We start from the raw sequence: 26,252 nt of genomic DNA on the forward strand, positions 1-26,252 counted from the left end.
CGCGCGCCGGCTCAGTCGTCGTTGAGGCTCGCGAAACTGCCGCCCTCGGCCGCCAGTCGTGCAAGCAGCGGAGCGGGTTGCCAGAAATACGCGTCTTCCTTTGCGCAGTCGTGGATCGTGGCCAGCACGGTGTCCAGCCCCTGCGCATCGGCATGGTGCATCGGGCCGCCGCGCCAGCGCGGGAAGCCGTAACCGAAGAGCTTCACCACGTCGACGTCGAGGGGGCGCAGGGCGATCCCCTCGTCGACGATGCGCGCGCCTTCGTTGATCATGGCGGCCATGTAGCGCGCGACGATTTCGTCATCCGGGAAGTCGCGCGGGGTGATCCCCTTGGCAGTGCGTTCCTCGGCGATCAGGGCCTCGACCTCGGGGTCGGGGCGGCCGCGCGGGTTTTCGGCGTCGTAGATATAGTAGCCCCGCCCGGACTTGCGGCCCAGCCGTCCCATCTCGTGCAGGCGATCGGGCCAGTCGCCCCAGCGTTCCTCGGCCGGCTTCGTCGGCCTCAGGCGCTGGCGGGTCATGTAGCCGATGTCCAGCCCCGCCAGGTCGGCCACGGCATAGGGACCCATGGCGAAGCCGAATTCGACCAGCGCCCGGTCGATGTCATAGGGCGAGGCACCCGCGAGGATCATGTGGTCGGCGGCCAGCCGGTAGACGCGCAGCATCCGGTTGCCGATGAACCCATCGCAGACCCCGGCGCGCACCGGAACCTTCTTCAGCTTCCGGGCCAGCGCAAAGCCGGTCGCCAGAACCTCGGGCGCGGTCTTGTCGGCCACGACGATCTCCAGCAGGCGCATGACATGGGCGGGCGAGAAGAAGTGCAGGCCCAGCACGTCGGCCGGGCGCGCGGTGGCCGCGGCGATCTCGTTCACGTCCAGGTACGAGGTGTTGGTGGCCAGGATCGCGCCGGGTTTCGCCACCTTGTCGAGCTTGCCGAAGACCTCGCGCTTGACCTCCATGCTCTCGAAGACCGCCTCGATGATGACGTCGGCCTCCGACAAGGCCGCGTAGTCGTCGCCGGTGGTCAGCGATTTCTCCAGCAGTTCCGCGCGCTTGGCCTCGGTCAGCTTGCCGCGTTTCACGCTGTCGGCAAGCGTCCGGCCGATTCCGTCGCGCGCCTTGTCGGCGGCGGCGGTGTCGCGTTCGATCAGGGTGACCGAAAGGCCGTTGAGCAGCCCCGCGACCGCGATGCCGCCGCCCATCGTGCCGCCGCCGATCACGCCCAGATGCGCGATGGCGCGCGGCTCCACGCCCTCGATCTCGGGCAGGCGGGCGACCTTGCGTTCGGCGAAGAAGGCGTGGATCAGCGCCCTGCGCTGCGGGCTTTCCATCAGTTTCATGAACGCCTTGCGCTCCTCGGCCAGCCCCTCGTCCAGGGGCAGGGAGGCGCCCTTGACCGCGACGTCCAGCGCGCTCAGATGCGCGATCTGTCCGCGGTTGGCGCGCGCCACCTTGGCGCGCAGGTCGCCCACGGCCTCGGCGTCGACCTTCGGACCCGGAAGGTCGCGGATGCGCCGCGGGCCGTCGCCGCGTGCCAGGATCTCGGCGGCGAAGTTCAGCCCCGCCACGCGCGGCTCCTCTTCCGACAGCGCGTCGACGATCCCCAGTTCCAGCGCTTCCTCGGCGCCCACCTGCCGGGCCGAGGTGAAGATCTCGGCCGCCGGCAAAAGGCCGATCAGCCGCGGCAGGCGCTGCGTGCCGCCCGCGCCCGGCAGGATGCCCAGGGTGACCTCGGGCAGGCCGACGCGGGTGCCGCGCAGGGCGACGCGGTAATGCGCCCCCAGCGCCAGTTCCAGCCCGCCGCCCAGCGCCGTGCCGTGCAGAACGCAGACCACGGGCTTCTCCTGCTGCTCGACCGTATCGACGAGGTGCGGCAGCATCGGATCCATCGGCGGCTTGCCGAATTCCTTGATGTCGGCGCCGGCGACGAAAGTGCGTCCCGCGCCGTAGATGACCGCGACCTTCTCGGGCCCGTCGGCGAAGCGCTGCATCGCGTCCATCAGCCCCGCACGCACCGGCTGGCTGCAGGCGTTGACGGGCGGATTGTCGATGCAGATTACGGCAATTTTGCCCTCTGCCGCGTAGCGGACCGGGTTCGCGTTGTCGGTCATGTCTTCCCCCACCAGAATAGGCTCGCAAGGTCTCATGCCCGGCGCGCCAAGGTCAATGGCCCGGCGCGCACAACACCGCGTCAACGCAGGGGCAGGGGGTCCGTCTGCCAGAGGCGTATCTTCAGCCCGCCATGCGGCACGATGGGACCCGGCGGGCCGAAGGGCAGGTCGGTCGTCCGCGCCAGCCCGGCATCGGCGGTAACCAGTCCCACGCGCCATCCGCCGAACCGGTCCCGCAAAACCTGACCCAGCGCGGCGTAGAGCCCGAAAAGCAGCTTGCGGTTGCCGATCCGGCCGCCATAGGGCGGGTTCACGATGACAAGGCCCGCCGGCCCCTCGGGGCGCTGCAGGTCGCTGATCGCGGCGCGGTCGAACCGGGTGAAGGCGGTGACGCCCGCGCGTTCGGCATTTGCCCGGCTCATCGTGATCGCGCCGGCGTCGCGGTCCGCCCCGATAAAGCGCAGGCCGGGGTCGGAGGCAGGCGGGCGGGTCTTCATCCCAGCCCAGGCCTCGGCGTCGAAGGACGCCAGCGCCTCGAACGCAAAGGCACGTGTGCGGCCGGGCATCAGGCCGGCGGCGATCTCGGCGGCTTCGATCACGAAGGTGCCCGCCCCGCACATCGGATCAAGGACCGGCTCGGTCCCGTCATAGCCGCAGGCCCGCAGGAAAAGTGCCGCCAGTGTTTCGCGCATCGGGGCCGGGTTCACCGCCTGCTTGTGCCCGCGCCGGTGCAGCGGCTCGCCCGAGGTATCCAGGCTGATCGTGCAGAGGTCATCCTCGATCCGCACCAGAAGCCGCAGGGCGGCCTCCGCGGCGACCGGCGCGCCCAGTTCCTCGGTGATCGCGCGGGCGACGCGCTCGGCCGCGGCCCCGGCATGGTAGATGCGCGAGGCCCGGCAGCTTGCCTCGACCTTGACCGGCACGTCGTCCGGGCGTAGCACGTCGGACCAGCCCACGCGGCGCGCGCGCTTGTCGAGTTGCGCCAGATGCAGCGCGCGGAAGCTGGCGATGCGGGCCAGTACGCGCGAGGCGCCGCGCAATTCCAGATTGGCGCGCCAGACCTCGGGCCAGCCGCCCTGCACGACGACGCCGCCGGGCTGTTCGGCAACGCCGGCAAAGCCCGCCGCGCGCGCCTCGGCGGCCAGCAGCGGTTCCAGGCCGGGCGGGGCAACCAGAAATATCTCGAACGGATCCATCCGGCCGCCATAGCGCCAATCGACGCGCGCCGCGACCCATTTCGCGGGGCTTTCGTTGCCGGCCGGTGGTTTTGCACATAGACTCGCGCAGTGGGCAATCAAGGGACGCGCGTGAAGGGAATCATCCGCAAGCTGTTGGGCGAGGGCGAACGGCTGGGACCCGCGGAAACGCCGGACGTGCCGGTGCCGACGCTCTGGCTGCTGGGCAAGACCGGCGCGGGCAAGTCCTCGGTCGTGCGCGCCCTGACCGGGGTGGGCGAGGTCGGTTCCGGCTTCACACCCTGCACCCGAACCGCGCATGCCTTCGACTATCCGGCCGAGACGCCGGTGCTGCGCTTCCTCGATACGCGCGGCCTGGGCGAAGCGGGCTACGACCCGTCCGAGGATCTGGCCGAGGCCGAGCGCGGCAGCCACATGGTGCTGGTCATCGCGCGGCTCGACGATCCGGTGCAGGGGTCGATCGCGCAGGCGCTGGCCGCCGTCCGCGCGCGGCGGCCCGAGATGCCGGTCCTGATGGTTCATACCGGCGCCGACCTGCCCGACGACCCCGGCGCGCTGCAGCGGGCCCGGTCGCGCACGCAGTCGGTCATGGAAAAGGCCGCCGGGGATCCGTTGCCCGCGGTCACGCTGGCCCTGCCCGAAGCCGGCGCGGCCGAGGGGCTGGAGGATCTGCGCGGCGCCATCGCCGAACTGCTGCCCGAACTGACGCTGCTGATGATGCGCGAGAAGCGCCGCGACGCCGAGGCGCGCCGCTTTGCCGAATTGCGACCGATCGTCATGTGGTACGCCAGCGCCGCCGCGGCGAGCGATGCGGCGCCGCTGGTCGGCGTGGTCAGCGTGCCCGCGCTGCAGGGGGCGATGCTGCACGCGCTTGCCCGCCGTCAGGGGGTTGACTGGACGGCGGCGCGCGCGGGGCTTTTCGCTTCGGCGCTGGGGTCGGGGATCCTGCTGCGGTACGCGGCGGGTTTCGCCCTGCGCCAGGGCGCGAAGCTGGTGCCCTTCGTCGGGCAGACGCTGGGCGCGGCGGCGGCGGCAACGGTCAGCTTTGCGGCGACCTACGCCCTGGGGCGCGTCGCGGCCGCCTGGCTTTTCCGAACCTCTCGGGGCGAGACGGTCGATGCCGCCGATCTGCGCAAGCTCTACGTCGAGGCGCTGAGGAGCGCACGCGATGCGCCTCGCTGACCGGCTGCGGATGGTCTGGCTCAGGTGGAACCGGCTGGGGCTGGCCGGTGTGCTGATCCTGCCGCTGGGCATCACCTCGATCCTGGGCTTCTTGTGGCTGGCCGAGCGTGGATGGCTGCTCTGGTTCGTCCTCGCCTCGGTCCTGCTGTTCGCGGGCTTGCGGGCGGTGCGGCTGGTCCTGCGGATGCGGCGCAATCGCGCGGGCTTCACCGCCGCGCCGGTGCGCGAGGCGCCGGCGGTCGAGGCCGACCCCGACTGGTCGGATACGGAGCGCGCCGCTTTTGAGACCGCCCGCGCGCACATCCGCAAGCGCGTGAAGGAGCCCCTGACCTGGGAGGACCTGCCCGCCGAGGCCCTGGCCGTGGTCGAGACGGTGGCGCGCGAAATCTCGGGCGGCAAGCGCACCGCGCTCGATTTCACCCTGCCCGAGGCCCTGCTGCTGATCGACCGCGTGGCGCTGCGCTACCGCGACTTCCTGCGGGTGAACGTGCCGTTTTCGGACCAGTTATCGGTGCGCGCGCTCTACTGGCTCTGGCAGCGCCAGCATGGGGTGCGGCGGGCCTGGGATACCGGGTTTCTGGCCTATCGCGGCGTGCGGATCGTTCTCAACCCCGCCGTCGGCCTGCTGCGCGAGGTCGAGCGCGCGGTGACCGCCGGGTTGCAGGAAAGGCTGACCGACCAGTTGGTGCTCGACAGCCAGGTCATCGTGCTCGAGGAGGCGGCGCAGGCGGCGGTGGATCTTTATTCCGGCCGCCTCAGGTTTTCGGATGCCGAACTGGCCGAGTTGCAACTGGCCTCGAACGCGCGGGATATGGCCGCGGCGGCAATCCCCGACGATCCGGTGCGGATTCTGGTGCTGGGGCAGGTGAGTGCGGGGAAATCGACGCTGATCAATGCCTTGCTGGGACACTCGGCGGCCGAGACGGACATGGCACCGACCACCGACCGGCTGACCGCGCACGACTTCGTGCTGGATGACACGCCCTGCCGGCTGGTCGATACCGAAGGGCTGGACGGCGGCAAGGAGACGCTCAAGTCCCTCTCGGCGCAGATGGTTGAGGCCGATCTGATCCTCTGGGTGCTGCGCGCCAATCGGCCCGGGCGCGCGCCGGACACCGCGCTGCTTGCGCAGTTCGAGGCGCGGATGGCCGAGCAACCCGCCCGCCGCCGCCCGCCGCTGATCCTTGTCGCCGCCGCCGCCGATGCGTTGCTGCCCGGCTGGCCCTATCCCGAGGGTCGCCTGCCCGCGGACGAGGCCGACCGGGTCGGGGCGGCGATGGCGGCGATCGGGCAGGACATGGGCGGCCGGGTGGTGATCCCGGTGCGGGCCGAAGCGCCGGACTGGAACGTCGACCCGGTGATCGATGCCCTGAGCGCGGCGGTGGACGAGGCGCTGATGGTGCAGCGCAATCGACGCCGGCTGGAGGGGGCGGAAAGCTGGAATGTCCGCGAAAACCTCGGCCGGGCCGGCAAGGGGCTGCGCACGGGCGCGCGGGTCTTCGGACGCCGCCTGCGCGACCGGTTGCGCTGAACGGGGCGGGCCTGCAGGCGTGACGCTGCTTCTGCCCGAGGTTGCCGTGCACACCCAGAAAGGGCCTCAGCCAAAAGTTTCACTGCGGTTAATCGCGCCGAATTTGATATCTATATCAAAGCTATGCAAAAGTGTGCACGCGCGCACACCTTGCGCCATTCGCGCCCGGCACGGGGCCAACCGGCGCGCCGGCCTCAACAGTTCGGCACGTTGACGGCCAGCCCCCCCAGCGCGGTTTCCTTGTACTTCTCGCTCATGTCGGCGCCGGTCTGGCGCATCGCCTCGATGCAGTTGTCGAGCGGCATGAAATGCGTGCCGTCGCCGCGCAGCGCCAGGCTGGCGGCCGAGATCGCCTTGATCGCGCCCAGCCCGTTGCGTTCGATGCAGGGCACCTGGACCAGCCCCTTCACCGGGTCGCAGGTCATGCCCAGGTGATGCTCCAGCGCGATCTCGGCGGCGTTCTCGATCTGCTCGGGCGAGCCCCCCAGCACCGCGCAAAGCCCCGCGGCGGCCATCGCCGCGGCCGAGCCGACCTCGGCCTGGCACCCGCATTCGGCGCCCGAGATCGAGGCATTGTGCTTGATCAGACCGCCGATCGCGGCGGCGGTCAGCAGGAATTCGTCGATCCTGCGCGTGCTTGCCCCCGGCACATGGTCGAGCCAGTAGCGGATCACCGCCGGCATCACCCCCGCCGCACCGTTGGTCGGCGCGGTGACGACCTGGCCGCCAGCGGCGTTTTCCTCGTTCACGGCCATGGCGTAGCAGGACATCCAGTCGTTGATGACATGCGGGGCGGTGATGTTGAGGCCGTATTCGGCGCGCAGCGCCTCGTGGATGGCCTTGGCGCGGCGCCGCACCTTGAGTCCGCCGGGAAGCGTGCCGTCGGTCGAGAGCCCCCGGTCGATACAGGCGTTCATCACCTGCCAGATCCGCGCGATGCCGCTGTCCAGATCCGAAGAGCTGTTCATTTTCAGCTCGTTGGCGCGTTTCATGGCGGCGATCGACTTGCCGCTTTCGCGGGCCATGCGCAGCATTGCGTCGGCGGATTCGAAGGGGAAGGGGATGTCGGCCTGCGCGTTGCGGGCGTTGCCGGCCTGCATCTCGTCTTCGGTCACGACGAAGCCGCCGCCGATGGAGAAATAGGTTTCGCGAAGGATTACATCGCCTTGCGCGTCGGTTGCCATCAGGATCAGGCCGTTGGGGTGGCCGGGGAGGGGGGGGCCGTAGTCGAAATGGAGGTCGCGCGCGGGGTCGAAGGCGAGGGGGGAGAGGTCTGGTGGGGTAACCTGTTGGGATTCCTTGATTTTCGCCAGTTCAGCCTCGGCCTTTTCGGCGTCGTAGGTGTCGGGCTGGAAGCCGGCGAGGCCGAGGATTACCGCGCGGTCGGTCGCGTGACCAACGCCGGTGAACGCCAGGGAGCCGTGCAGCGAGGCGCGCAAGCCATTGGCCTTGAACGGAGAATTCCGCAGCCGGTCGAGGAATCGGGCGGCGGCGACCATCGGGCCCATCGTGTGCGAGGACGAGGGGCCGATGCCGATCTTGAACATGTCGAACACGGACAGGAACATCGATTTCTCCGGTTGCGGCGGTGCCAGAAGGGTGCTGGCAGGCGTATGGCAAGGGGCTGGCAAGCGTATGGCAAGCGTATGGCAGTTCCGAACGGTGCCGCAAGGCCTTGGCAAGACATGCCGTCGCTGGCGGCGGGCGGCGGGCGCGCTGTGTCGGCGCAGATGCGGCAGCAAGCCCGGCGTGCGAGGGGGCTTCGAATGCCTTTCGGCGGGCCGGAACAAAGCCGGGTTCTCAAAGGTCGAAACCGGCGCGCGGGACTGTGCCGGCACTTTGCACCCGAGCGTTGGCGTTCCGTCGAGGGCGCCTTCGGAGCCGGAGCGTGGACGCCCGGGTGCGGACCGGATGTCCGAGTTCGGCCTCGTCAGCAGGGGGCCGGCAGGACTGCCCGCCCCTTGCTGTCGCCGGTCAGGTCGTCAGATGGCGTATCGCAGGATCGCGGCGAGTTCGGCTTCCTGCGGGATGTCGGCCCGGCGCACGGCGAGAACTCGCCCGCCATTGGCCAGGACACGTCCGGCAATCTCGTCGATCACGCCGTAGCTTACGGCGCTGTCTTCGGTGTCGAAGGTAATCTCGCCGGTTTCCTCGTCAATCAGGCCGGGCACGACGCTGTCCATGTCGACAAGCAGCGTGTCGACGGCGCCGAAGGTTGCGGCACGCGCGGCGCGGGCCACTTGCGTGGTTGCACGGCCTTCGTTTTCGCGCTCGGAATAGAGCCCGGTGAAGTCCGCGACGAGTTCCGCGTTCAGCTGGTCGACGATCTTGCGCGCCTCGGTGCCGAGGTCATGGGGGGCGATGCGCACCGGGCTTGTCTCGATCGCGGCGTCGGCGAGATGGGCATAGCTGTTGATCGAGCGATAGATCGACAGGAGCGGGTCGGTCGCGGCCAGGATCAGCGGTTCGGAACGGCCCGACATGAGCCCGCGCAGCGCCGCATCAACCTGGCGGCAGTACTGGCGCAGATGATGTTTCTGGCCTTCGCCGCCGCCCTGGCGGCCCGAATAGCTGCGCGAATTGACATTGGCGGTGCCGGCGACGCTGGCGGCGTCCTTCGGCAGATCCGGCACACGGATTTCCTGCGCCGGCTGGTCGCCCAGAAGCTCGATCACCCGCACCTCGTTTTCGGCGAGCGCCAGGATGAAGGCATGCTGCGACATCGAGACGGCGCGCAGCAGCGGCTTGAGGTGAAAGCGGTCTGCAACCTGCACGGTCTCGGTCAGGTGGTTCGGCAGACGCTGGGTGCGCAGCGAGTCCGGGGTCACGAAGATGGCCAGGCTGTTGGCCTGGGTGCGCCAGAAATCGTCATCGTCCATCAAGTCGTGAAGCTGTTCCTCGATCGGCCAGATCGTGCGCTTGGCCGCGCCGACCGCTTCGAGTTGCGCGACGGCGTCGTTGGTCAGTTGCTTCAAGCGCGTGCGGGCGGCGTCGATATGCTGTGTCTCGGGCGTGGTCTTCAGGTAGATGCTGACAAAGGCTTCACCGCGCGCGGAAACCAGTTTCCTGACTTCGGCGGGCGTGGGAATGTCGACATACAGCATGGGTTTGTTTCTCCTTGGAAAACGGGAAGGCCCCGGCGCGGGGCGCCGGGGCCTTGGATGGACTGTGGCGGGCGTTCAGCCTTCGGCCTGTTCCGGCGCCAGTTCCTGGCCGGTTTCCTGGTCGACCATCTTCATCGCCAGGCGGACCTTGCCGCGGTCGTCGAAGCCCAGCAGCTTGACCTTGACTTCCTGCCCTTCCTTCAGCGCGTCGGAGGGGTGGTTCAGGCGCTGCTTGGCGATCTGGCTGACATGGACCAGACCGTCGCGCTTGCCGAAGAAGTTCACGAAGGCGCCGAAATCGACGATCTTCACCACGGTGCCAGTGTAGATCTTGCCGACCTCGGGTTCGGCCACGATCGAGTAGATCATGTCGTAGGCCTTCTTGATCGCGGCCTGGTCGCTGGAGGCGATCTTGATGACGCCGTCGTCGTTGATGTCGACCTTGGCGCCCGACACTTCCACGATCTCGCGGATGACCTTGCCGCCCGAGCCGATCACTTCGCGGATCTTGTCGGTGGGGACGGTCATCGTCTCGATCTTGGGGGCGTATTCGCTGAAGCCGGCGGGGGCCGACAGCGCCTTGTTCATCTCGCCCAGGATGTGCAGCCGGCCGTCGCGGGCCTGCGCCAGCGCCTGTTCCATGATCTCGGGCGTGATGCCGGCGACCTTGATGTCCATCTGCAGGCTGGTGATGCCGTTCTCGGTCCCCGCGACCTTGAAGTCCATGTCGCCGAGGTGGTCTTCATCGCCCAGGATGTCGGAGAGAATGGCGAACTTGCCGTCGTCTTCCAGGATCAGGCCCATCGCCACGCCGGCCACGGGGGCCTTGAGCGGCACGCCCGCATCCATCATCGACAGCGAGCCGCCGCAGACGGTGGCCATCGAGGACGAGCCGTTCGACTCGGTGATCTCGGACACGATGCGGATGGTGTAGGGGAAGTCGGTCACGGCCGGCAGCACCGCCTGCAACGCCCGCCACGCCAGCTTGCCGTGGCCGATCTCGCGCCGGCCCGGGGGCCCGAAGCGGCCGACCTCGCCCACCGAATAGGGGGGGAAGTTGTAGTGCAGCAGGAAGGGCGATTTCGACGTGCCGGTCAGCGCGTCGATGAACTGCTCGTCCTCGCCGGTGCCGAGGGTGGCGACGCAGAGCGACTGCGTCTCGCCCCGGGTGAACAGCGCCGAGCCGTGGGTGCGCGGCAGCACGCCGGTTTCGGCGACGATCGGGCGGATGGTGCGGGTGTCGCGTCCGTCGATGCGCGGGGCGCCGTTGATGATGTCGCCGCGCAGGATCGAGGCTTCGAGCTTCTTGAAGGCCGAGCCGAGGTTCTCGTCGACGAGTTCCTCGTCGGTGAGGGTGTCCTTGACCGCCTGCCGGGCGGCGGCGATGGCGTTGACGCGTTCCTGCTTGTCGCGGATGGCGAAGGCGGCGCGCATCTGATCCTCGCCGGCGGCCTTCACCTTGGCGTAGAGGTCGGCGTAGTCGGGCGGCTGGAAGTCGAAGGGTTCCTTCGCGGCATCCTCGGCCAGGTCGATGATCAGGTCGATCACCGGCTGGATGCTGTCATGGGCGAATTTCACCGCGCCCAGCATCTCGGCCTCGGAGAGCTCGTAGGCTTCCGATTCGACCATCATCACGGCGTCGCGGGTGCCGGCGACGACCAGGTCGAGGCGCTGCTCGGGGTTTTCGCGCAGCTTGTGCATGTCCTCGCAATCGGGGTTGAGCACATACTCGCCACCCTCGAAGCCGACGCGGCAGGCGGCGATCGGACCCATGAAGGGCGCGCCCGAGATGGTCAGCGCCGCCGAGGCCGCGATCATCGCGACCATGTCGGGCTCGTTGACCAGATCGTGCGAGAGAACGGTGCAGATGACCAGCACTTCGTTCTTGAAGCCGTCGGCAAAGAGCGGGCGGATCGGCCGGTCGATGAGGCGCGAGGTCAGCGTCTCCTTCTCGGACGGGCGCGCCTCGCGCTTGAAGAAGCCGCCGGGCACCTTGCCCGCGGCGTAATAGCGTTCCTGGTAGTGCACGGTCAGCGGAAAGAAGTCCTGACCCGGCTTCGCCGCCTTGGCGAAGGTGACGTTGGCCATGACCGAGGTCTCGCCCAGGGTGGCGATGACCGAGCCGTCGGCCTGACGGGCCACGCGGCCCGTTTCCAGCGTGAGCGTATCCTGGCCCCACTGGATCGATTTCTTGGTGATGTTGAACATTCAGCGTATCCTGTACGGGGACTACCCGGCCCTCCGGGCCCCCTGATCCTATGGCGGCCCCATTGCCGCCGGCCCCATCCATCTTGCGTCGAACGCCGGGGCCCGGGCGTCACGTTTCAGATGCGCGGCAGATACAGGAAATTCCGCACGTTGGAAAGTGTCGTCGATGCGGGGTGGCGGAGCCGGGCGCGGCGCTGAAACCGGGCCGTGGATCGGGTGGGATCGGGTCGCGCCGGGGGGCGGGGGCGTGCAAGCTTGCACAACTGGCCGCTCACGCGGGAAAAGTGTCTGTGGTTTGCGGAAAATCCCCGCAGGATGAAAAATTCGAACGGAAAATCGTCGCTTGGTGAAAAGAATCGACGTTTTTCGGCCCCGGACTTTTGCACGGTTTTCGGGCCGTTTTGGGGTCGGGGCGATCGGGCATACCATATCTGGTGGGCCGTGCGTGCGACGGGGGTCGTTTTCGCCGCGCGCGCCGGGATCAGGCGGGATCCGCAGGGGGGAGGGCGCCCGGTGCTGCGCCCAGCGCCCGGCTGGCCGTGTCGAGCGCCTTGTGCAGATCCTCGGCGCCCGCTTCGCCAAGGGTGCGCAGCAGCGCCTCGTGGGCGCGGTTCCAGTGTGGAAGTGCCGTTTCCAGCCGGGTCCTGCCGGCATCGGTCAGGCGGGCGACCCGCACGCGGCGGTCGGTGGGGCTGCGCCCGATCGTGACCAGCCCGGCGGCCTCGATGGCGCGCAGGTTGCGCGTGAGCGTCGAGATCTCGAGCGCCAGGATATCGGACAGGCGGCCCATCGGTTGCGCGCCGTCGTCGCCCAACGCGATCGCGCCGAGGAGCGTCAGTTGCGTCGCCTGCAAGCCCGTCGGACGCAGCGCCGCATCATAGAGGCGGGTGATCGCCCGCGCCGTGCGCCGGCTGCGAAAGCAAAGGCATTCCGCCGCCAGAAGGCGGGCGGCATCCAGATGGTCCATGCGGGAAGGTGCGGCGGCGTCGGTTGGGCGGGGAAGGGGCAATCGCGTCTCGCCTCGGTGGGGGTTATTGCTTGCATATGCACATATCGAGCCGGGGTCAATTCCGTCCCTATCAGCGCATCGCGGGCGGGCGGTCAGGCGGCGGCGCGATCCGGTCTGGACCCGGGGATGTAGTTGAGGATCGGGGCGAGCCAGCGTTCCGCCTCGTCCAGCGCCATGCCCTTGCGGGCGGCGTAATCGGCGACCTGATCGCGCTCGACGCGCGCCACGCCGAAATAATAGGCCTCGGGGTGCGCGAGGTAGAGGCCCGAGACGGAGGAGCCGGGCCACATCGCCATGCTTTCGGTCAGCCGCACACCGGTCGCGGCCTCGGCGTCGAGCAGGCGGAAGAGGGTGCGCTTTTCGGTATGGTCGGGTTGCGCGGGGTAGCCGGGGGCGGGGCGGATGCCGCGATAGGGCTCGGCGATAAGTTCGGCGGGCGTGAAGGCCTCGTCCGCGGCATATCCCCAGAACTCGCGGCGGACGCGCTGGTGCAGCATCTCGGCCATCGCCTCGGCGATGCGGTCGGCCAGCGCCTTGACCATGATCGCGGCGTAATTGTCGTTGGCGCGGTCGAAGCGGGCGGCGATTTCGGCTTCCTCGGGCCCGGCGGTGACGGTGAAGCCGCCGACATGGTCGGCGCCCCGGCCCACCGGTGCCACGAAATCCGACAGCGCGACATTGGGTCGGCCGCCGCGCTTCGCCGTCTGCTGGCGCAGCGTGTGCAGCACCGCCAGCGTCCGGTCGCGCGCCGGCCCGGTATAGAGGCGGATATCGTCGCCCACGGCGTTCGCCGGCCAGAAACCGAGGACCGCGCGTGGGGCGAACCAGCGTTCCGCGACGATCCGGTCGAGCATGTCCTGCGCGTCGTCGAAAAGCGCGCGCGCGGCGTCGCCCTGCCTCTCATCCTCGAGGATCTTGGGGTAGACGCCTTTCATCTCCCATGTCTGGAAGAAGGGCGTCCAGTCGATATGGGCGGCGATCTGCGCCAAATCCCAGTCGTCGAGGATGCGGGTGCCGGTGAAGGCGGGCGCGGGCGGGTCGTAGGCGTCCCAGTCGATCTGCAGCGCGTTGGCGCGGGCCTTGGCCAGCGGCAGGCGTGACTTGGCGCGTTCGCTGCGTTCGTGGCGTTCCGCGACCTCGGCATAGTCGGCCTCGATGCCGGCGATGTAATCCGCCTTCTGCGTCGGGCTGAGGAGCGCGCCGACGACGCCGACGGCGCGGCTGGCGTCGGTCACGTAGACCGCCGGCCCGCGCGTGTAGCGCGGCGCGATCTTGACGGCGGTATGCACCTTGGAGGTGGTCGCCCCGCCGATCAGGAGCGGGATGTCGAAGCCCTCGCGCTGCATCTCGCTCGCCAGATGCACCATCTCGTCCAGCGAGGGGGTGATGAGGCCGGAAAGCCCGATCGCATCGACGCCCTCGTCGCGGGCGACCTGCAGGATCTTCTGCGGCGGGACCATGACGCCCAGGTCGATAATCTCGTAATTGTTGCAGGCCAGCACGACGCCGACGATGTTCTTGCCGATGTCGTGGACATCGCCCTTGACCGTGGCCATCAGCACCTTGCCGGCGGTCTGCCGGCCGGTGCCGCCGTTGAGGCGTTTCTCCTCCTCCATGTAGGGCAGCAGGATGGCGACGGCCTGTTTCATCACGCGGGCGGACTTGACCACCTGCGGCAGGAACATCTTGCCCGCACCGAATAGGTCGCCGACCACGTTCATGCCCGCCATCAGCGGCCCCTCGATCACGTCGAGCGGGCGGGCGGCGGCCTGGCGCGCCTCTTCGGTGTCGGCCTCGATGAATTCGGTGATGCCGTTGACCAGCGCGTGTTCCATGCGCTTTGCGACCGGCCAGGTCCGCCAGGTCAGATCGCGCACCCGTTCCTCGCGCGTGGCGCCGCGGAAGCTTTCGGCCAGGTCCAGCAGCCGCTCGGTCGCGGTGCCGCCGGCTTTCGGCTGGCGGTTCAGCACCACGTCCTCGCAGGCCTCGCGCAGGGCGGGGTCGATCTGGTCGTAGACGGCAAGCTGGCCGGCATTCACGATGCCCATGTCCATGCCCGCGCGGATCGCGTGGTAGAGGAAGACCGCATGCATCGCCTCGCGCACGGGCTCAAAGCCGCGAAAGCTGAAGCTGAGGTTGGAGACCCCGCCCGAGACATGCGCGTGCGGCAGGTTGGCGCGGATCCAGCGCGTGGCCTCGATGAAGTCGACGCCGTAGTTGTCGTGCTCCTCGATCCCTGTCGCCACGGCGAAGATGTTGGGGTCGAAGATGATATCCTCGGGCGGGAAGCCCAGGTCCTCGGTCAGGATGCGGTAGGCGCGGGCGCAGATCTGCGTCTTGCGGTCGAAGGTGTCGGCCTGGCCCTGTTCGTCGAAGGCCATGACGACGACCGCCGCGCCATAGGCGAGGCAGAGGCCGGCCTGGTGGCGAAACTGCGCCTCCCCCTCCTTCAGCGAGATGGAGTTGACCACGGACTTGCCCTGCACGCATTGCAGCCCGGCCTCGATCACCTCCCATTTGGAGCTGTCGATCATCACCGGCACGCGGGCGATGTCGGGTTCGGCGGCCATGAGGTTCAGGAATTCGACCATCGCGGCCTTCGAGTCGATCAGCCCCTCGTCCATGTTGACGTCGAGGATCTGCGCGCCGTTCTCGACCTGGTCGCGGGCGACCTCCAGCGCGGCGGCGTGGTCGCGGTTGACGATCAGCTTGCGGAAGCGCGCCGAGCCGGTGACGTTGGTCCGCTCGCCGATGTTGACGAAGGGGATGTCGGGGGTCAGCACGAAGGGCTCCAGCCCCGAGAGGCGAAGATGGCGGTCAGTCATGGCCGGGCAGCTTTCTGGGGTCGAAGGGGGCGACGGCGTCGGCGATGGCGCGGATATGCTCGGGCGTGGTGCCGCAGCAGCCGCCGACGACATTGAGGAGGCCGGCGCGGGCGAATTCGGCGATCTGCGCGGCGGTCTCGTCTGGCCCCTCGTCATATTCGCCGAAGGCGTTGGGCAGGCCGGCGTTGGGATAGGCGCAGGTGAAGGTCTGGGCGACGCCGGCGATCTCGGCCAGGTGCGGGCGCATTGCGGCGGCGCCGAGCGCGCAGTTGAGGCCCACGGTGAAGGGTCGCGCGTGGCGGACGGAATGCCAGAAGGCCGTCGGCGTCTGGCCCGAGAGCGTGCGGCCGGAGGCGTCGGTGATGGTGCCCGAGATCATCAGGGGCAGCTTCTGGCCGGCCTCGGCAAACGCCTCGAGGCAGGCGAAGATCGCGGCCTTGGCGTTCAGCGTGTCGAAGATCGTCTCGATCAGGATCAGGTCGGCGCCGCCCGCGATCAGGCCGCGGACCTGCTGGCCATAGGCGCGGCGCAGGTCGTCGAAGCTGACCGCGCGGTAGCCGGGATCGTTCACGTCGGGGCTGATCGAAGCCGTGCGGTTGGTCGGGCCCAGCGCGCCGGCGACGAAGCGGGGCCGGCCATCCTGCGCCGTCGCCCGGTCGGCAGCGGACCGCGCGAGCCGCGCGCCCTGCACGTTCAGATCATGGACCGCGTCCCCAAGCCCGTAATCCGCCTGCGCGATGGTGGTCGAGGAAAAGGTGTTTGTCTCGAGGATATCCGACCCGGCGAGGGCGTAGCGGCAGTGGATCTCCTCGATCGCCTGCGGTTGGGTCAGGTTCAGAAGGTCGTTGTTACCCTGCTGCGGATGGTCGGAATGGTGCGGGCAGGCACAGCCCGGCCCTTGCGCCTGCCCGCCGGGTTCAGCCGCGTCGCCCTGATAATCCGCCTCGGACAGACCCAGCGCCTGGATCTGCGTGCCCATCGCCCCGTCGAGGACGAGGATGCGCTCTCGAGCCAAGGCCTGCAGGCGGGCAAGGCCGGGATGATCGGGCAGCGTGAAGGCTTTCATCGACGGTCGGATCCTCGGTTCTGCGCAGACCCGACAGGTAGAGCACGAGCAACGTGAAGGAAATGGAGAGATTCTTGACATGAACATGAATGGGTTTCATGTTCGGCCCCTGACGCCGGGGGCAACTGTCCGCTTCTGGCGGCGTCAGCGCGGCGCTGCGGGACCGGCCCAGCGCCCGCGCCGACCCGCTACGGGGATGCCGCGCGCGTCCGGTTTGCCATCCAGGTCAGGGCGATCGAGGGCAAGCCGACGAGGAGCCCGATGAGCGACATGTGCGTATGCGTCAGCCCCAGTCCGATCGCACCGGGCGACGCGAAGAAGAGGCCGCCGATGAAGAGGCTGAAGCGCAGCGCGAATCCGGCGAGGCCCGCGTGCATCGCTCCGATGCCGGTGATGTAACCCTGCAGGGCCGAGCCGATGAAATAGATGCCGACGATGGCGGTGCAGAAGACCGTGGCGACCTCGGCGATGGAGCCCTGGCCGATCAGCGCCGGGTTGAGCACGAAGAAGAACGGGATGATGTAGATCACGCTGCCCAGCCGCATCGAGGCGACCGCCGCGCCCATCGGGCTGGTCCCCGCGACCGTCGCCGCCGCGAAGGCCCCCAGTGCGACCGGCGGCGTGATGAAGGACACCATGCCCCAGTAGAGGATGAAGAGGTGCACGGCCAGCGGATCGAGGCCGACGCGGATCAGCGCCGGCGCCAGCACGACGGCCAGGAAGATGTAGCAGGCGGTGACCGTCATCCCCATGCCGAAGATGAAGGCGGTGACCGCGCCCATCAGCAGAAGCGGCAGCGCCTCGTTGCCCGCAAGGAACACCAAGTCGTTGACCAGCGTGCCGGCCAGGCCCGTGGCCGAAAACGCCCCGACCACCAGACCCACGCCAAGAAGCAGCGCGACCAGTTCGGCGAGGGAGCGCCCAACGTTCACGAAAAGGTCGACAAAGCCCTTCACGCTGAAACGTGTCGAAGGGAAGAGCTGGTTGATCGCCAGCAGAAGCGCGGTGGCGTAGAAGGGCGCGATCGTCTCCTGCCGGCGGAACATCATGAAATAGATCAGGACGGCGAAGACGACGATGTAGGGCCAGCCCTCCTTCAGCGTCGCGCGGACGGTGGGCAGTTCGTCCTTTGGCATGCCCTTCAGGCCCTTGCGCCCGGCATAGGCATCGAGCTGCACGAAGATCCCGAAATAAAACAGGATCGACGGGATGGCCGCGGCGAGCACGATTTCGGCATAGGGGCGGCCGAGGAAGGACGCCATGATGAAGGCGGTGGCGCCCATGACCGGCGGCATCAGCACCCCGCCGGTGGAGGCGCAGGCCTCGGTCCCGGCGGCGTACTTCGCGCTGAAGCCCGACTTCTTCATCGCCGGAATGGTCACCGTGCCGGTGGTCATCACGTTCGAGATGACGCTGCCCGACATCGAGCCCATGAAGCCCGAGGCGAAGATCGCGACCTTGCCCGCCCCGCCGCGGAACCGGCCGACCAGCGCGAAGGCGAGGTCGTTGAAGAACCTGCCGCCGCCGGTGAACTGCAGCGTCGCGCCGAACAGGATGAAGCCGATGACAAGCTGTCCGAACGACCGCATCGGGATCCCCAGCGCGCTTTCGCTCGAGATGACGTGAAAGACCACCGTGTCGTAGAAGGAGGACGAAAAGCCCTGGATCGGGCCGGGAACGCGGTCCGCGACGGTGGGGTAGATCGAGAAGAGCAGCACCACCACGAAGATGATCATGCCGCCCGTGCGCCGCGCCCCTTCGAGGATCAGAAGCCAGAACGCGACGGAGAAGTAGAAGGCGGTCTGCGGCGCGCCGTATTCCCAGCCCCGCATCAGCGCGCGTTCGCTGTTGGCGACGAAATAGCCCACCACCACGATCGAGGCGAGCGCCAGCACCAGGTCGTACCAGGGCACGCGATCCATCGGCGCGGTTTTCCAGGCCGGGAAGGTCAGGAAGGTGATGAACAGAAACAGCAGCGACAGGATGTAGAGGTATTGCGGGTCAAGGAGCGCGAAGCCGATCAGCTGCAGATTGAAAAGCTGGTTGACCGACAGCAGAACCCCGGCCGCCGTCGTAACCGCGACGATCGTGCGAAACGGCTCGGGCAGGATGCGGCGGCGCAACTCGGCCGCGATGGCCTCGTTGGCGGCGGCGAGGGCCGCGGCTTGATCGGCCTCCGACGTACCCGGCGACGGCCTGGGGTCCCGCTCTGCCATCAATGTCCTCCGATGCGGACCGCTTGTCCCGGATGGCCGGCGGGCCGCGACGGCCCGCCGGGTCGCGCCGCAGCGTCAGGCGGCGGCGCGCAATGGGGCGCGCAAGGGGCCAGGGCCACCCTGCGCGCTGGCCTCAGGGTTGGAACACGACATCCAGGCCGGCATCTTCAAGCCCGGCGGCGCGCGCTTCCATCCAGCCCGACAGGAACTCCTCGTCGTCGGAGGGGGCGTCTTCCATGTAAGCGTCCCAGGCCTTGCGCAGGACGCGCTGACGCTCGATCAGCATCTCGTTGTGGGCCTGCGCCTCCTCGGACCAGACCCCGATCTCCTCGTAGTAGCGGATCGCGCCGTCGTGGTAGGGAACCGCCCACTGGAAGTTCTGACGGTCCAGCGCCCAGCCGCCGGCGCCCGGTGCGGCATCGGCGTATTCGTCGAACAACTCGACCATCGCCTTGGTCATGTTGTAGGTCAGATCGACGTCCTGGTCGGCATAGGCGATCAGCACGGGATAGGGATAGGCCGCCCCCTCATGCGGGTTTTCCGCCGAGATGCCGGCGCCTTCGGTCGCCATGTTCGGCGCGAAGAAGGGCGCAGCACTCTGCAGCCTTGCCCAACCTTCCTCGTCGTCATGGGGGAACTCGACCCAGGTCAGGCCGCGCGGGCTGGCCTCCAGCTGGTAGGCCGGGCCCGAGGTCGTGGTGGCGAAGGCCGCGTCGACCTGGTTGTTGATGATGCCTTCCCAAGAGGCGCCGAAGCCGGGGAATTCCACCCGTTCGACATCGTCCCAGGTCATGCCGGCGAAGGACAGCATCGCGGTGATGTTCTCGTTCAGCGCCGGCGCGCCCACGACCCAGGCGACGCGCTTGCCGCGCAGATCCTCGACGAGTCGCACGCCGGTGTCGGCGGCCACGCCGATGCCGAGGTTGCCGTCGTCGTTCGACGCGATCAGCACGCGGACATCCTGGGGCCCCCACTCGCGGCCGCCGAATTCGAACACGCCCTCCTGCGAGAAGTAGCTTGCGCCGATGCCGGTCGCCGAGAAGTCGACGCGGCGCTGCTGCAGCGGCACCTGGCGGGCCACGTCGTTGCGCCCGGGCAGGACGCGCAGGTCCGAGCCGACCACGTTGCGCAGCGCCGAGCCGATGGCGACGGCCTGGTTGTAGCCGCCCGACCCCGTGTCATAGGCGGTCCAGCTGACCGTTGCCGGCAGCTCGATGTCTTGCGCGGCCACGACCGTGGCCGAAAGTGCGGTGAAGCTCAGGGCCGTCGCCCCGGCCAGCAGTCCGAGTCGAGTCGAGTTGTTCATCAGTTTTTCCTCCCCAGGGTACGTGTTCGACGGATCGCTCCGCCCCGCGTTTGTCGCGGACACATGGCGCCACCGTAGCGACCCCGACTCCGGCGAACAAGACTTTTGGGCGCCACATTCCCGCGACGCGCGCGGCGCCGGCGGAAACCCGACAGGGCTTGCGTCCCCGTCGCGGGGCGTCAATGATGCCGCCCGGGGAGAAGTCGAAATGTCCAGACCTGTCGTCATCACCTGCGCCATCACCGGCGCCTTCGGTACCAAGGACCGCAATCCGGCGCTGCCGGTGACGCCCGAGGAAATCTCGGCCTCGGCGCTGGAAGCGGCGGCGGCGGGCGCGGCGGTGGTCCATATCCATGTCCGCGATCCGCAGACCCAGGCGCCGAGCATGGACCTCGCGCTCTACCGCGAAACGGTCGAGCGGATTCGCGCGCGCAACACCCAGGTGATCCTGAACCTGACCTGCGGGTCCGGCGCGCGCTTCGTGCCCGGCGCGCCGGACCCGCGCTCGCCCGGTGAGGGCACGACGCTGAGCACCCCGGCCGAACGGGTGGCGCATGTCGAGGCACTGCGCCCCGAGATCGCGTCGCTGGATGTCGGCAGCATGAATTTCGGCGAGCATGTCTTCGTCAATACGCCCGCGCATCTGCGCGAGATGGCCGGGCGGATGCGCGCCGCCGGCGCGAAGCCCGAGATCGAGGTCTTCGATCTGGGCCATATCGCGCTGGCGAAAAAGCTGATCGCCGAGGGGCATCTGGATGCGCCGCCGCTTTTCCAGATCTGCCTGGGCATTCCGTACGGCGCCCCGGCGACGCCGCAGACCCTGATGGCGATGCAGGCGCAACTGCAGGCCGATGCGATCTGGTCGGGCTTCGGCATCGCGGCGCAGCAGTTCCCGATGGTGGCGATGGTGGCGGCGCTGGGCGGGCATGTGCGTGTCGGGCTCGAGGACAATCTTTACCTCTCGAAGGGGCAGCTTGCCCCCGGCAATGGCGCGCTGGTGGACCGCGCGGCGACGATCCTGGACCTGACCGGGCACAGTGTCGCCACGCCGGACGAGGCGCGAGAGATATTCGGGCTTCCGGCATGATCGCGGCCGATCTCTCGGGCAAGCGCGCGCTGGTCACCGGGGGGGCCTCGGGCATCGGCCTGGCGACGGCGCGCGCGCTGGTGCGATGCGGCGCGCAGGTGGCGATCAATCACCTGGCCGACGACCCGCGCGGACCCCAGGAGGCCGCGCGCCTGGGTGCGCTGAGCGCCCCCGGCGACGTATCGGTCGCGGGCGCGGCCGAGGATATGGTCGCCCGCGCGATCGACACGCTCGGCGGCCTGGATATCCTGATCAACAACGCCGGCACCCCGGTTTCGACCGAACCCGTTCCCTACGCCGATCTGGACCGCCTGGACGAGCCGTTCTGGGACGCGATCCTGTCCACCAACCTTGTGGGCCCGTTCCGCTGCACCCGTGCCGCCGAACCGGCGCTGCGGGCCGCACAGGGCTGCATCGTCGCCACCGCCTCGATCGCCGGGATGGGCGGGCAGGCGAGTTCGCTTGCCTATGGCGCCAGCAAGGCCGGCCTTATCAACCTGACCCGCAACCTGGCGCAGGCGCTCGCGCCGGACGTCCGGGTGAATGCCGTGGCCCCGGGCCTGACGCGCACGCCCTGGACCGATGGCTGGCCCGAGGCGCGCAAGGAACGCTCGCTGGAGAATACCCTGCTTCGCCGTTTCGTGGAGCCCGAGGATATCGCCGATGCGATGATCTTCCTCTGCGCGCAGACCGCGATCACCGGGCAGACCATCGTCGTCGACTGCGGCCGCAACTTCACCCTGACCCCCAATCGCTGATCCCGGTCGCCGTGCCGTGAAAGGAGCCCCAGAATGACCCAGCGCGCCGCCGATCTGTTGGTCGATTGTCTTGTCGCCCAGGGGACCGACCGTATCTTCTGCGTGCCGGGCGAAAGCTATCTGCCGGTTCTCGACGCGCTGCACGGGCGGTCCGACATCCAGACCGTGACCTGCCGGCACGAAGGCGGCGCGGCGTTCATGGCGCTGGCCGATGCCAAGCTCACCCATCGGCCGGGCGTCGCCTTCGTCAGCCGCGGGCCGGGTGCGACCAACGCCGCCATCGGCGTGCATTCGGCCGAGCAGGATGCCGCCCCCCTCATCCTGTTCGTCGGCCACGTTCCGCGCAGCCAGATCGGGCGCGGCGCGTTTCAGGAGGTCGACTACGCCAAGACCTTCGCCGACATGGCCAAGGCCGTGCTGATGGTCGACGACCCCGAGCGTATCCCCGAACTCGTCGCCCGCGCCTATACCGTCGCGCAGACGCCGACACCGGGGCCGGTCGTCGTGGTGCTGCCCGAGGACGTGCTGGAAGCGCCGAGCGCGGCGCGGCCCCAGGACCCGACCCCGGCGCCCGCCGCCTGCGACGGTGGCGAGGCCGCGGCCGAGGTCGCCCGCCGGATCGCGGGCGCACGCCGCCCGCTGCTGATCGCTGGCGTCCGGCTGGCCGCGTCCGAGGGGCGGGCGGCGCTGCTGGCGGCGGCCGAGGCGTTGGGCGTGCCGGTCGTGCTCAGCTTCAAGATGCAGCACCTCTTTCCCAATCGTCATCCGCTTTACGCCGGGCACCTGGGCTTCAAGATCCCCGCCCCGCACCGCGAGCTTCTGGCCGAGGCCGACCTGGTCCTTGCCGTCGGCACCCGGCTGGGCGAGGTGGTCAGCCAGAACTACCGGTTTCCGCGCGCGCCGGTGCCGGACCAGCCGCTGATCCATGTCCACGACGATCCGCGCCACCTGGGCCGGGTCCACAAGCACGACCTGGCGGTGGCGGCGGACCCGACCGCGTTCCTGCACCGCCTCGCCGCTGCCGCGACCGGCCGCGCGCCCGCCGACTGGGCGGAACGCCTGCACGCCTTTGTGGCCCAACGCATGCCCTGGCAGCCGCCGGCAAACGGCGCGCTGGACCCCGGCCCGGTCGTCGCGCGGCTGGCCGAGGTCTTGCCCGACGACGCGATCCTGGTCACCGATGCCGGCAACTTCTCAGGCTGGCTGCACCGGCATTTCCCCTTCGGCGCGGGGCACGAACTGATCGGCGCTGTCGGTGGCGCGATGGGCCTTGGCGTGCCCGCCGCGGTCGCCGCCGGTCTACGCGCGCCGGGGCGCAGCGTCGTCACCTTCGTCGGCGATGGCGGCATGCTGATGACCGGGGCCGAGCTGGCGACGGCGGTGCGCCACCGGGTCCCGGTGCGCATCTTCGTGTCCAACAACGGCAGCTACGGCACGATCCGCATGCACCAGGAGCGCGACTTCCCCGGCCGTGTCGCCGGCACCGAACTCGCCAATCCCGACTTCGCGCGACTGGCCGAGGCCTACGGCGCCCGCGGCCTGACCATCAGCACGCCGGAGGAGGCCGCGCGGGTGACCGACGAGGCCCTTGCCACCGACGGCCCCGTCGTCGTCGACATCCGCACCGAGGTGGAGAACATCACCGCCTTCGCCACGCTCGCCGATCTGCGCAACTGAGGGGGAACGCATGACCATCGAAGGCGCCACCATCGTCACCGGCTCCAGCCGCGGCATCGGCCTTGCCATCGCGCGCCAACTGGTAGCGCAGGGGCACGAGGTTGTCGGCATCGCGCGCAGCCAGCCGGGGCCCGAGGGCTTCACTACCTATGCCGCCGATCTTACCGATGCGGCGCAGACCGAGGCGGTGCTGGCCGAGGTCGTCAAGCGCCATCGCGTGCTGCGGCTGGTCAACAACGCCGGCGTTTCCGAACTGGCAAGCCTTGAAGCGGCCACCGCGGCGCAGCTCGACCTGCTGGTCGCGGTCCATCTGCGCGCGCCCATGCAGGCGATGCAGGCCGTGCTGCCGGGTATGCGCGCCGCCGGTTTCGGCCGGATCGTGAACATCGGCAGCCGCGCCGCACTGGGCAAGCCCGGACGGTTGCTCTACGGGGCGACCAAGGCGGGACTGGCCTCGATGACGCGCACCGCGGCGCTGGAACTGGCCGCCGATGGCATCACCGTCAACTGCATCGCCCCCGGCCCCATCGAGACGGAGCTTTTTGCCGCCGGCAACCCGCCCGACTCGGAGGCGCGGCGCCGCTTCACCGCCGGCATTCCCGTCGCGCGCGTCGGCACCCCCGAGGAGATCGCGCATGCCTGCGGCTACTTCCTCGATGCGCGGGCGGGCTTCACCACCGGACAGTTGCTGCATGTCTGCGGCGGCATGTCCATCGGCGCCACCCTGACCTGAGGGGGATGACAATGACCGGCCCGCTTTCCCCGCTCATCTCGCCCGCGTCGGTGGCGATCCTCGGCGCCTCGGACGATCCGGCGCGGATCGGCGGGCGGCCGCTGGCCTATCTGCGCGCGGCCGGCTTCGCCGGGCAGATCTATCCGGTCAACCCCAAGCGGCAGACGGTGCAGGGCCTGCCGGCCTATGCCCGCGTCGCCGACCTGCCCACCGCGCCGGATGCCGCCATCGTCGCCCTGCCGGCGGCGCTGGTCGAAAACGCCGTCACCGAACTGGCCGAACGTGGCGCGCGCGCCTGCGTGATCTTTTCTTCTGGATTTTCCGAAGTGGGCGAGACCGCGCAGCAGGACCGGATTGCCGCCATCGCCCGCGATGCCGGCATGCGTCTTCTGGGTCCGAACTGCCTGGGCGTCTTCGATGTGCCCAGCCGTTTCTACGCCAGTTTCACCACCACGCTCGATCGCGGCACCCCGACCGAGGGCAACCTCTCCATCGTCAGCCAGAGCGGGGCCTTCGGCAGCCATCTCTATTTTCTGGCCCGTCAGCGCGGCCTTGGCATGCGCAGCTGGATCACCACCGGCAACGAGGCCGACGTCACAGTCGCCGAGTGCCTGGAGCATTTCGCCCAGGACCCCGGCACCAAGGTCATCATGGCCTATGCCGAGGGGTTCCGCGACGGCGACCGCCTGGTCGCCGCGCTGGAGGCCGCCCGGCAGGCCGGCAAGCCCGTGGTCTTCATGAAGGTCGGCCGGTCCGAGATCGGCGCCGCGGCGGCAAGCTCGCACACCGCCGCCCTGGCCGGGGCCGATGCTGTCTGCGATGCCGTGCTGCGCCAGTACGGGGCGCATCGCGCCCGCACCACGCAGGAGTTGATCGACATCGCCTATGCGGCCAGTTCGGGCGCCCTGCCGGCCGGCCGGCGGTTGGGTATCGTGACGATCTCGGGTGGCGTCGGCGTCCTGATGACCGACGAGGCCAGCGACCAGGGTCTGGACGTCTCGCCGATGCCCGCGTCGGCGCAGGCGGCGCTGAAGGCGCGGTTGCCCTTCGCCGGCGTGCGCAACCCCATCGACATCACCGGGCAGGCCTTCAACGACCCCGACCTGCTGCGCGACAACCTCGACTTCGTGCTCGCCCAGGGCGGCTATGACGCCGTCGCGGCGTTTCTGACCACGGTTCCCGGATCGGCGGCGAACCGGGCGCCGATGCGGGACGCGCTGCAGGCGGTTCGCACCGCGCATCCCAAATTTCCGCTGATCCTGTCGATGGTCGTCCCGGACGATCTGCGGCGCGAATACGAGGCGATGGGCTACGCCGTCTTCGACGATCCCTCGGCCGCCGTCGCCGCGATTGCCGGCATGGCCCGCCTGCGCGAGGCCTTCGCGCGCTCGGCCCCGGCCGCCGGGTCCAGGGGCAGTGCCGAGGCGCTGCCACCCGGCGCGCTGGACGAACAGGACGCCAAGCGGCTGCTGGCCGCCGCCGGGTTGCCCGTGCCGGACGAACACCTCGCCACCACGCCCGAGGAGTCCGTCGCCGCCTGGCGCGCCTGCGAACGGCCCGTCGCGCTGAAACTCGTCTCGCCCGACATTGCGCACAAGACCGAGGTCGGCGGCGTCGTGCTCGGCCTCGACGACGAAGCGGCGATCCTTGACGCCCATCGCGCCATCCTGGCGCGCGCGCGGGAACACGCGCCTTCGGCGCGGGTTTCCGGCGTGCTGGTGTCGCCGATGGAGGCCGGTGCCGCCGCCGGCGGGATCGAGACGATCATCGGCGTGATGCGCGACCCCGCGTTCGGCCCGGTCGTGATGCTGGGCCTGGGCGGCGTCCTGGTCGAGGTGATGGGCGATGTCACTTTCCGGCGCGCGCCGTTCGACACCGACGAGGCGATGCGGATGATCGCCGAGTTGCGCGGCGCCGCGGTCTTCGACGGCGTCCGCGGACGCCCGCCCGCCGATACCGCCGCGCTGGCCGAGGCGCTGGCCGCGCTCTCCCGCTTCGCCGATGCGCATGCCGACGAGATCGAAAGCATCGACGTCAACCCGTTCCTCGTCCGGGCAAGGGGGCAGGGCGCCGTCGCACTGGATGCGCTGATCGTGCGCCGGGCCGACACCGCCGAAGGTTAGACAGGGCGTCGGCTCCTCACGGTCGGCTGCTCCAAAGCTTTCATTGCGGTTAATGGGGCCGATTTCTTGATTTCGATCAATGCCTTGTCGAAGTGCGCGCATGCGCGCACCTGCCGGAGA

The 26,252-nt window shown here is 69.3% G+C and carries 17 protein-coding genes; 7 read left to right on the forward strand and 10 right to left on the reverse strand.

Features of this window, described 5'->3' with window-relative positions; translation table 11 throughout:
• Positions 1-11: 11 nt before the first annotated feature.
• Positions 12-2,111, reverse strand: coding sequence for a 3-hydroxyacyl-CoA dehydrogenase NAD-binding domain-containing protein (locus tag IM708_RS10770; protein WP_209426529.1), 2,100 nt, complete (start codon positions 2,109-2,111; stop codon positions 12-14).
• Between the two features lie 80 nt (positions 2,112-2,191).
• Entirely contained in the window at positions 2,192-3,307 is a 1,116-nt protein-coding gene (locus IM708_RS10775) for a class I SAM-dependent RNA methyltransferase (protein WP_209426530.1), read from the reverse strand.
• A gap of 111 nt (positions 3,308-3,418) precedes the next feature.
• Here IM708_RS10775 and IM708_RS10780 point away from each other — a divergent pair, with 111 nt between their 5' ends.
• Together IM708_RS10780 and IM708_RS10785 are read left to right on the forward strand one after the other, a co-directional pair.
• Positions 3,419-4,489: a GTPase gene (locus tag IM708_RS10780; RefSeq protein WP_209426531.1), complete on the forward strand. Its 1,071-nt coding sequence runs from the start codon at positions 3,419-3,421 to the stop codon at positions 4,487-4,489.
• Positions 4,476-6,020: a GTPase gene (locus IM708_RS10785; protein WP_209426532.1), complete on the forward strand. Its 1,545-nt coding sequence runs from the start codon at positions 4,476-4,478 to the stop codon at positions 6,018-6,020. The genes IM708_RS10780 and IM708_RS10785 overlap by 14 nt, the downstream gene beginning before the upstream one ends.
• Before the next feature lie 194 nt (positions 6,021-6,214).
• Here IM708_RS10785 and IM708_RS10790 read toward each other — a convergent pair whose 3' ends face one another.
• The 8 genes from IM708_RS10790 to IM708_RS10825 all read right to left on the reverse strand — a co-directional run bounded on the left by IM708_RS10790 (position 6,215) and on the right by IM708_RS10825 (position 19,754).
• Complete coding sequence (locus tag IM708_RS10790) at positions 6,215-7,588, reverse strand: L-serine ammonia-lyase (protein ID WP_209426533.1); 1,374 nt, start codon at positions 7,586-7,588, stop codon at positions 6,215-6,217.
• Positions 7,589-8,002: 414 nt separating this feature from the next.
• Positions 8,003-9,124 (reverse strand): hypothetical protein, encoded by a 1,122-nt coding sequence (locus tag IM708_RS10795; RefSeq protein ID WP_209426534.1) that lies wholly within the window; start codon positions 9,122-9,124, stop codon positions 8,003-8,005.
• A 75-nt stretch (positions 9,125-9,199) separates the two neighbouring features.
• Positions 9,200-11,332, reverse strand: a complete 2,133-nt coding sequence (gene pnp, locus IM708_RS10800) for a polyribonucleotide nucleotidyltransferase (protein ID WP_209426535.1) — start codon at positions 11,330-11,332, stop codon at positions 9,200-9,202.
• Positions 11,333-11,813: 481 nt separating this feature from the next.
• Complete coding sequence (locus IM708_RS10805) at positions 11,814-12,299, reverse strand: MarR family winged helix-turn-helix transcriptional regulator (RefSeq protein ID WP_209426536.1); 486 nt, start codon at positions 12,297-12,299, stop codon at positions 11,814-11,816.
• A 134-nt stretch (positions 12,300-12,433) separates the two neighbouring features.
• Positions 12,434-15,166: a methionine synthase gene (gene metH / locus IM708_RS10810; protein WP_209426537.1), complete on the reverse strand. Its 2,733-nt coding sequence runs from the start codon at positions 15,164-15,166 to the stop codon at positions 12,434-12,436.
• Positions 15,159-16,232, reverse strand: a complete 1,074-nt coding sequence (locus tag IM708_RS10815) for a homocysteine S-methyltransferase family protein (RefSeq protein WP_209426538.1) — start codon at positions 16,230-16,232, stop codon at positions 15,159-15,161. Before IM708_RS10815 ends, metH begins: the two co-directional genes overlap by 8 nt.
• Before the next feature lie 188 nt (positions 16,233-16,420).
• Complete coding sequence (locus tag IM708_RS10820; protein ID WP_209426539.1) at positions 16,421-18,448, reverse strand: TRAP transporter fused permease subunit; 2,028 nt, start codon at positions 18,446-18,448, stop codon at positions 16,421-16,423.
• 133 nt (positions 18,449-18,581) lie between these two features.
• Positions 18,582-19,754, reverse strand: a complete 1,173-nt coding sequence (locus tag IM708_RS10825) for a TAXI family TRAP transporter solute-binding subunit (RefSeq protein ID WP_209426540.1) — start codon at positions 19,752-19,754, stop codon at positions 18,582-18,584.
• 208 nt (positions 19,755-19,962) lie between these two features.
• On the opposite strand from IM708_RS10825, the gene IM708_RS10830 reads away from it, so the two are divergent.
• From IM708_RS10830 to IM708_RS10850, 5 genes are read left to right on the forward strand one after another with little or no spacing between them, the layout of a single operon-like run.
• Positions 19,963-20,841, forward strand: a complete 879-nt coding sequence (locus IM708_RS10830) for a 3-keto-5-aminohexanoate cleavage protein (RefSeq protein ID WP_209426541.1) — start codon at positions 19,963-19,965, stop codon at positions 20,839-20,841.
• Positions 20,838-21,599: an SDR family oxidoreductase gene (locus IM708_RS10835; protein WP_209426542.1), complete on the forward strand. Its 762-nt coding sequence runs from the start codon at positions 20,838-20,840 to the stop codon at positions 21,597-21,599. Before IM708_RS10830 ends, IM708_RS10835 begins: the two co-directional genes overlap by 4 nt.
• A gap of 33 nt (positions 21,600-21,632) precedes the next feature.
• Positions 21,633-23,276 carry a thiamine pyrophosphate-dependent enzyme gene (locus tag IM708_RS10840; protein ID WP_209426543.1) on the forward strand — a complete coding sequence of 548 codons (1,644 nt, stop codon included), beginning with the start codon at positions 21,633-21,635 and terminating at the stop codon, positions 23,274-23,276.
• A 10-nt stretch (positions 23,277-23,286) separates the two neighbouring features.
• Entirely contained in the window at positions 23,287-24,009 is a 723-nt protein-coding gene (locus IM708_RS10845; RefSeq protein WP_209426544.1) for an SDR family oxidoreductase, read from the forward strand.
• Positions 24,010-24,020: 11 nt separating this feature from the next.
• A complete protein-coding gene (locus IM708_RS10850) occupies positions 24,021-26,132 on the forward strand; it encodes an acetate--CoA ligase family protein (protein WP_209426545.1) in 2,112 nt (703 codons plus the stop codon).
• The last annotated feature ends 120 nt before the right edge of the window (positions 26,133-26,252 follow it).

The sequence above is a fragment of the Pararhodobacter sp. SW119 genome (genome assembly GCF_017811755.1).
In the GTDB taxonomy this organism is placed as follows: Bacteria; Pseudomonadota; Alphaproteobacteria; order Rhodobacterales; family Rhodobacteraceae; genus Pararhodobacter.

Coding starts and splice junctions, on each gene's coding strand:
- IM708_RS10770 (WP_209426529.1), bottom strand. CDS start 2,111: ATGACCGACAACGCGAACCCGGTCCGCTACGCGGCAGAGGGCAAAATT.
- IM708_RS10775 (WP_209426530.1), bottom strand. CDS start 3,307: ATGGATCCGTTCGAGATATTTCTGGTTGCCCCGCCCGGCCTGGAACCG.
- IM708_RS10785 (WP_209426532.1), top strand. CDS start 4,476: ATGCGCCTCGCTGACCGGCTGCGGATGGTCTGGCTCAGGTGGAACCGG.
- IM708_RS10790 (WP_209426533.1), bottom strand. CDS start 7,588: ATGTTCCTGTCCGTGTTCGACATGTTCAAGATCGGCATCGGCCCCTCG.
- IM708_RS10795 (WP_209426534.1), bottom strand. CDS start 9,124: ATGCTGTATGTCGACATTCCCACGCCCGCCGAAGTCAGGAAACTGGTT.
- pnp (WP_209426535.1), bottom strand. CDS start 11,332: ATGTTCAACATCACCAAGAAATCGATCCAGTGGGGCCAGGATACGCTC.
- IM708_RS10805 (WP_209426536.1), bottom strand. CDS start 12,299: ATGGACCATCTGGATGCCGCCCGCCTTCTGGCGGCGGAATGCCTTTGC.
- metH (WP_209426537.1), bottom strand. CDS start 15,166: ATGACTGACCGCCATCTTCGCCTCTCGGGGCTGGAGCCCTTCGTGCTG.
- IM708_RS10815 (WP_209426538.1), bottom strand. CDS start 16,232: ATGAAAGCCTTCACGCTGCCCGATCATCCCGGCCTTGCCCGCCTGCAG.
- IM708_RS10820 (WP_209426539.1), bottom strand. CDS start 18,448: ATGGCAGAGCGGGACCCCAGGCCGTCGCCGGGTACGTCGGAGGCCGAT.
- IM708_RS10825 (WP_209426540.1), bottom strand. CDS start 19,754: ATGAACAACTCGACTCGACTCGGACTGCTGGCCGGGGCGACGGCCCTG.
- IM708_RS10830 (WP_209426541.1), top strand. CDS start 19,963: ATGTCCAGACCTGTCGTCATCACCTGCGCCATCACCGGCGCCTTCGGT.
- IM708_RS10835 (WP_209426542.1), top strand. CDS start 20,838: ATGATCGCGGCCGATCTCTCGGGCAAGCGCGCGCTGGTCACCGGGGGG.
- IM708_RS10840 (WP_209426543.1), top strand. CDS start 21,633: ATGACCCAGCGCGCCGCCGATCTGTTGGTCGATTGTCTTGTCGCCCAG.
- IM708_RS10845 (WP_209426544.1), top strand. CDS start 23,287: ATGACCATCGAAGGCGCCACCATCGTCACCGGCTCCAGCCGCGGCATC.
- IM708_RS10850 (WP_209426545.1), top strand. CDS start 24,021: ATGACCGGCCCGCTTTCCCCGCTCATCTCGCCCGCGTCGGTGGCGATC.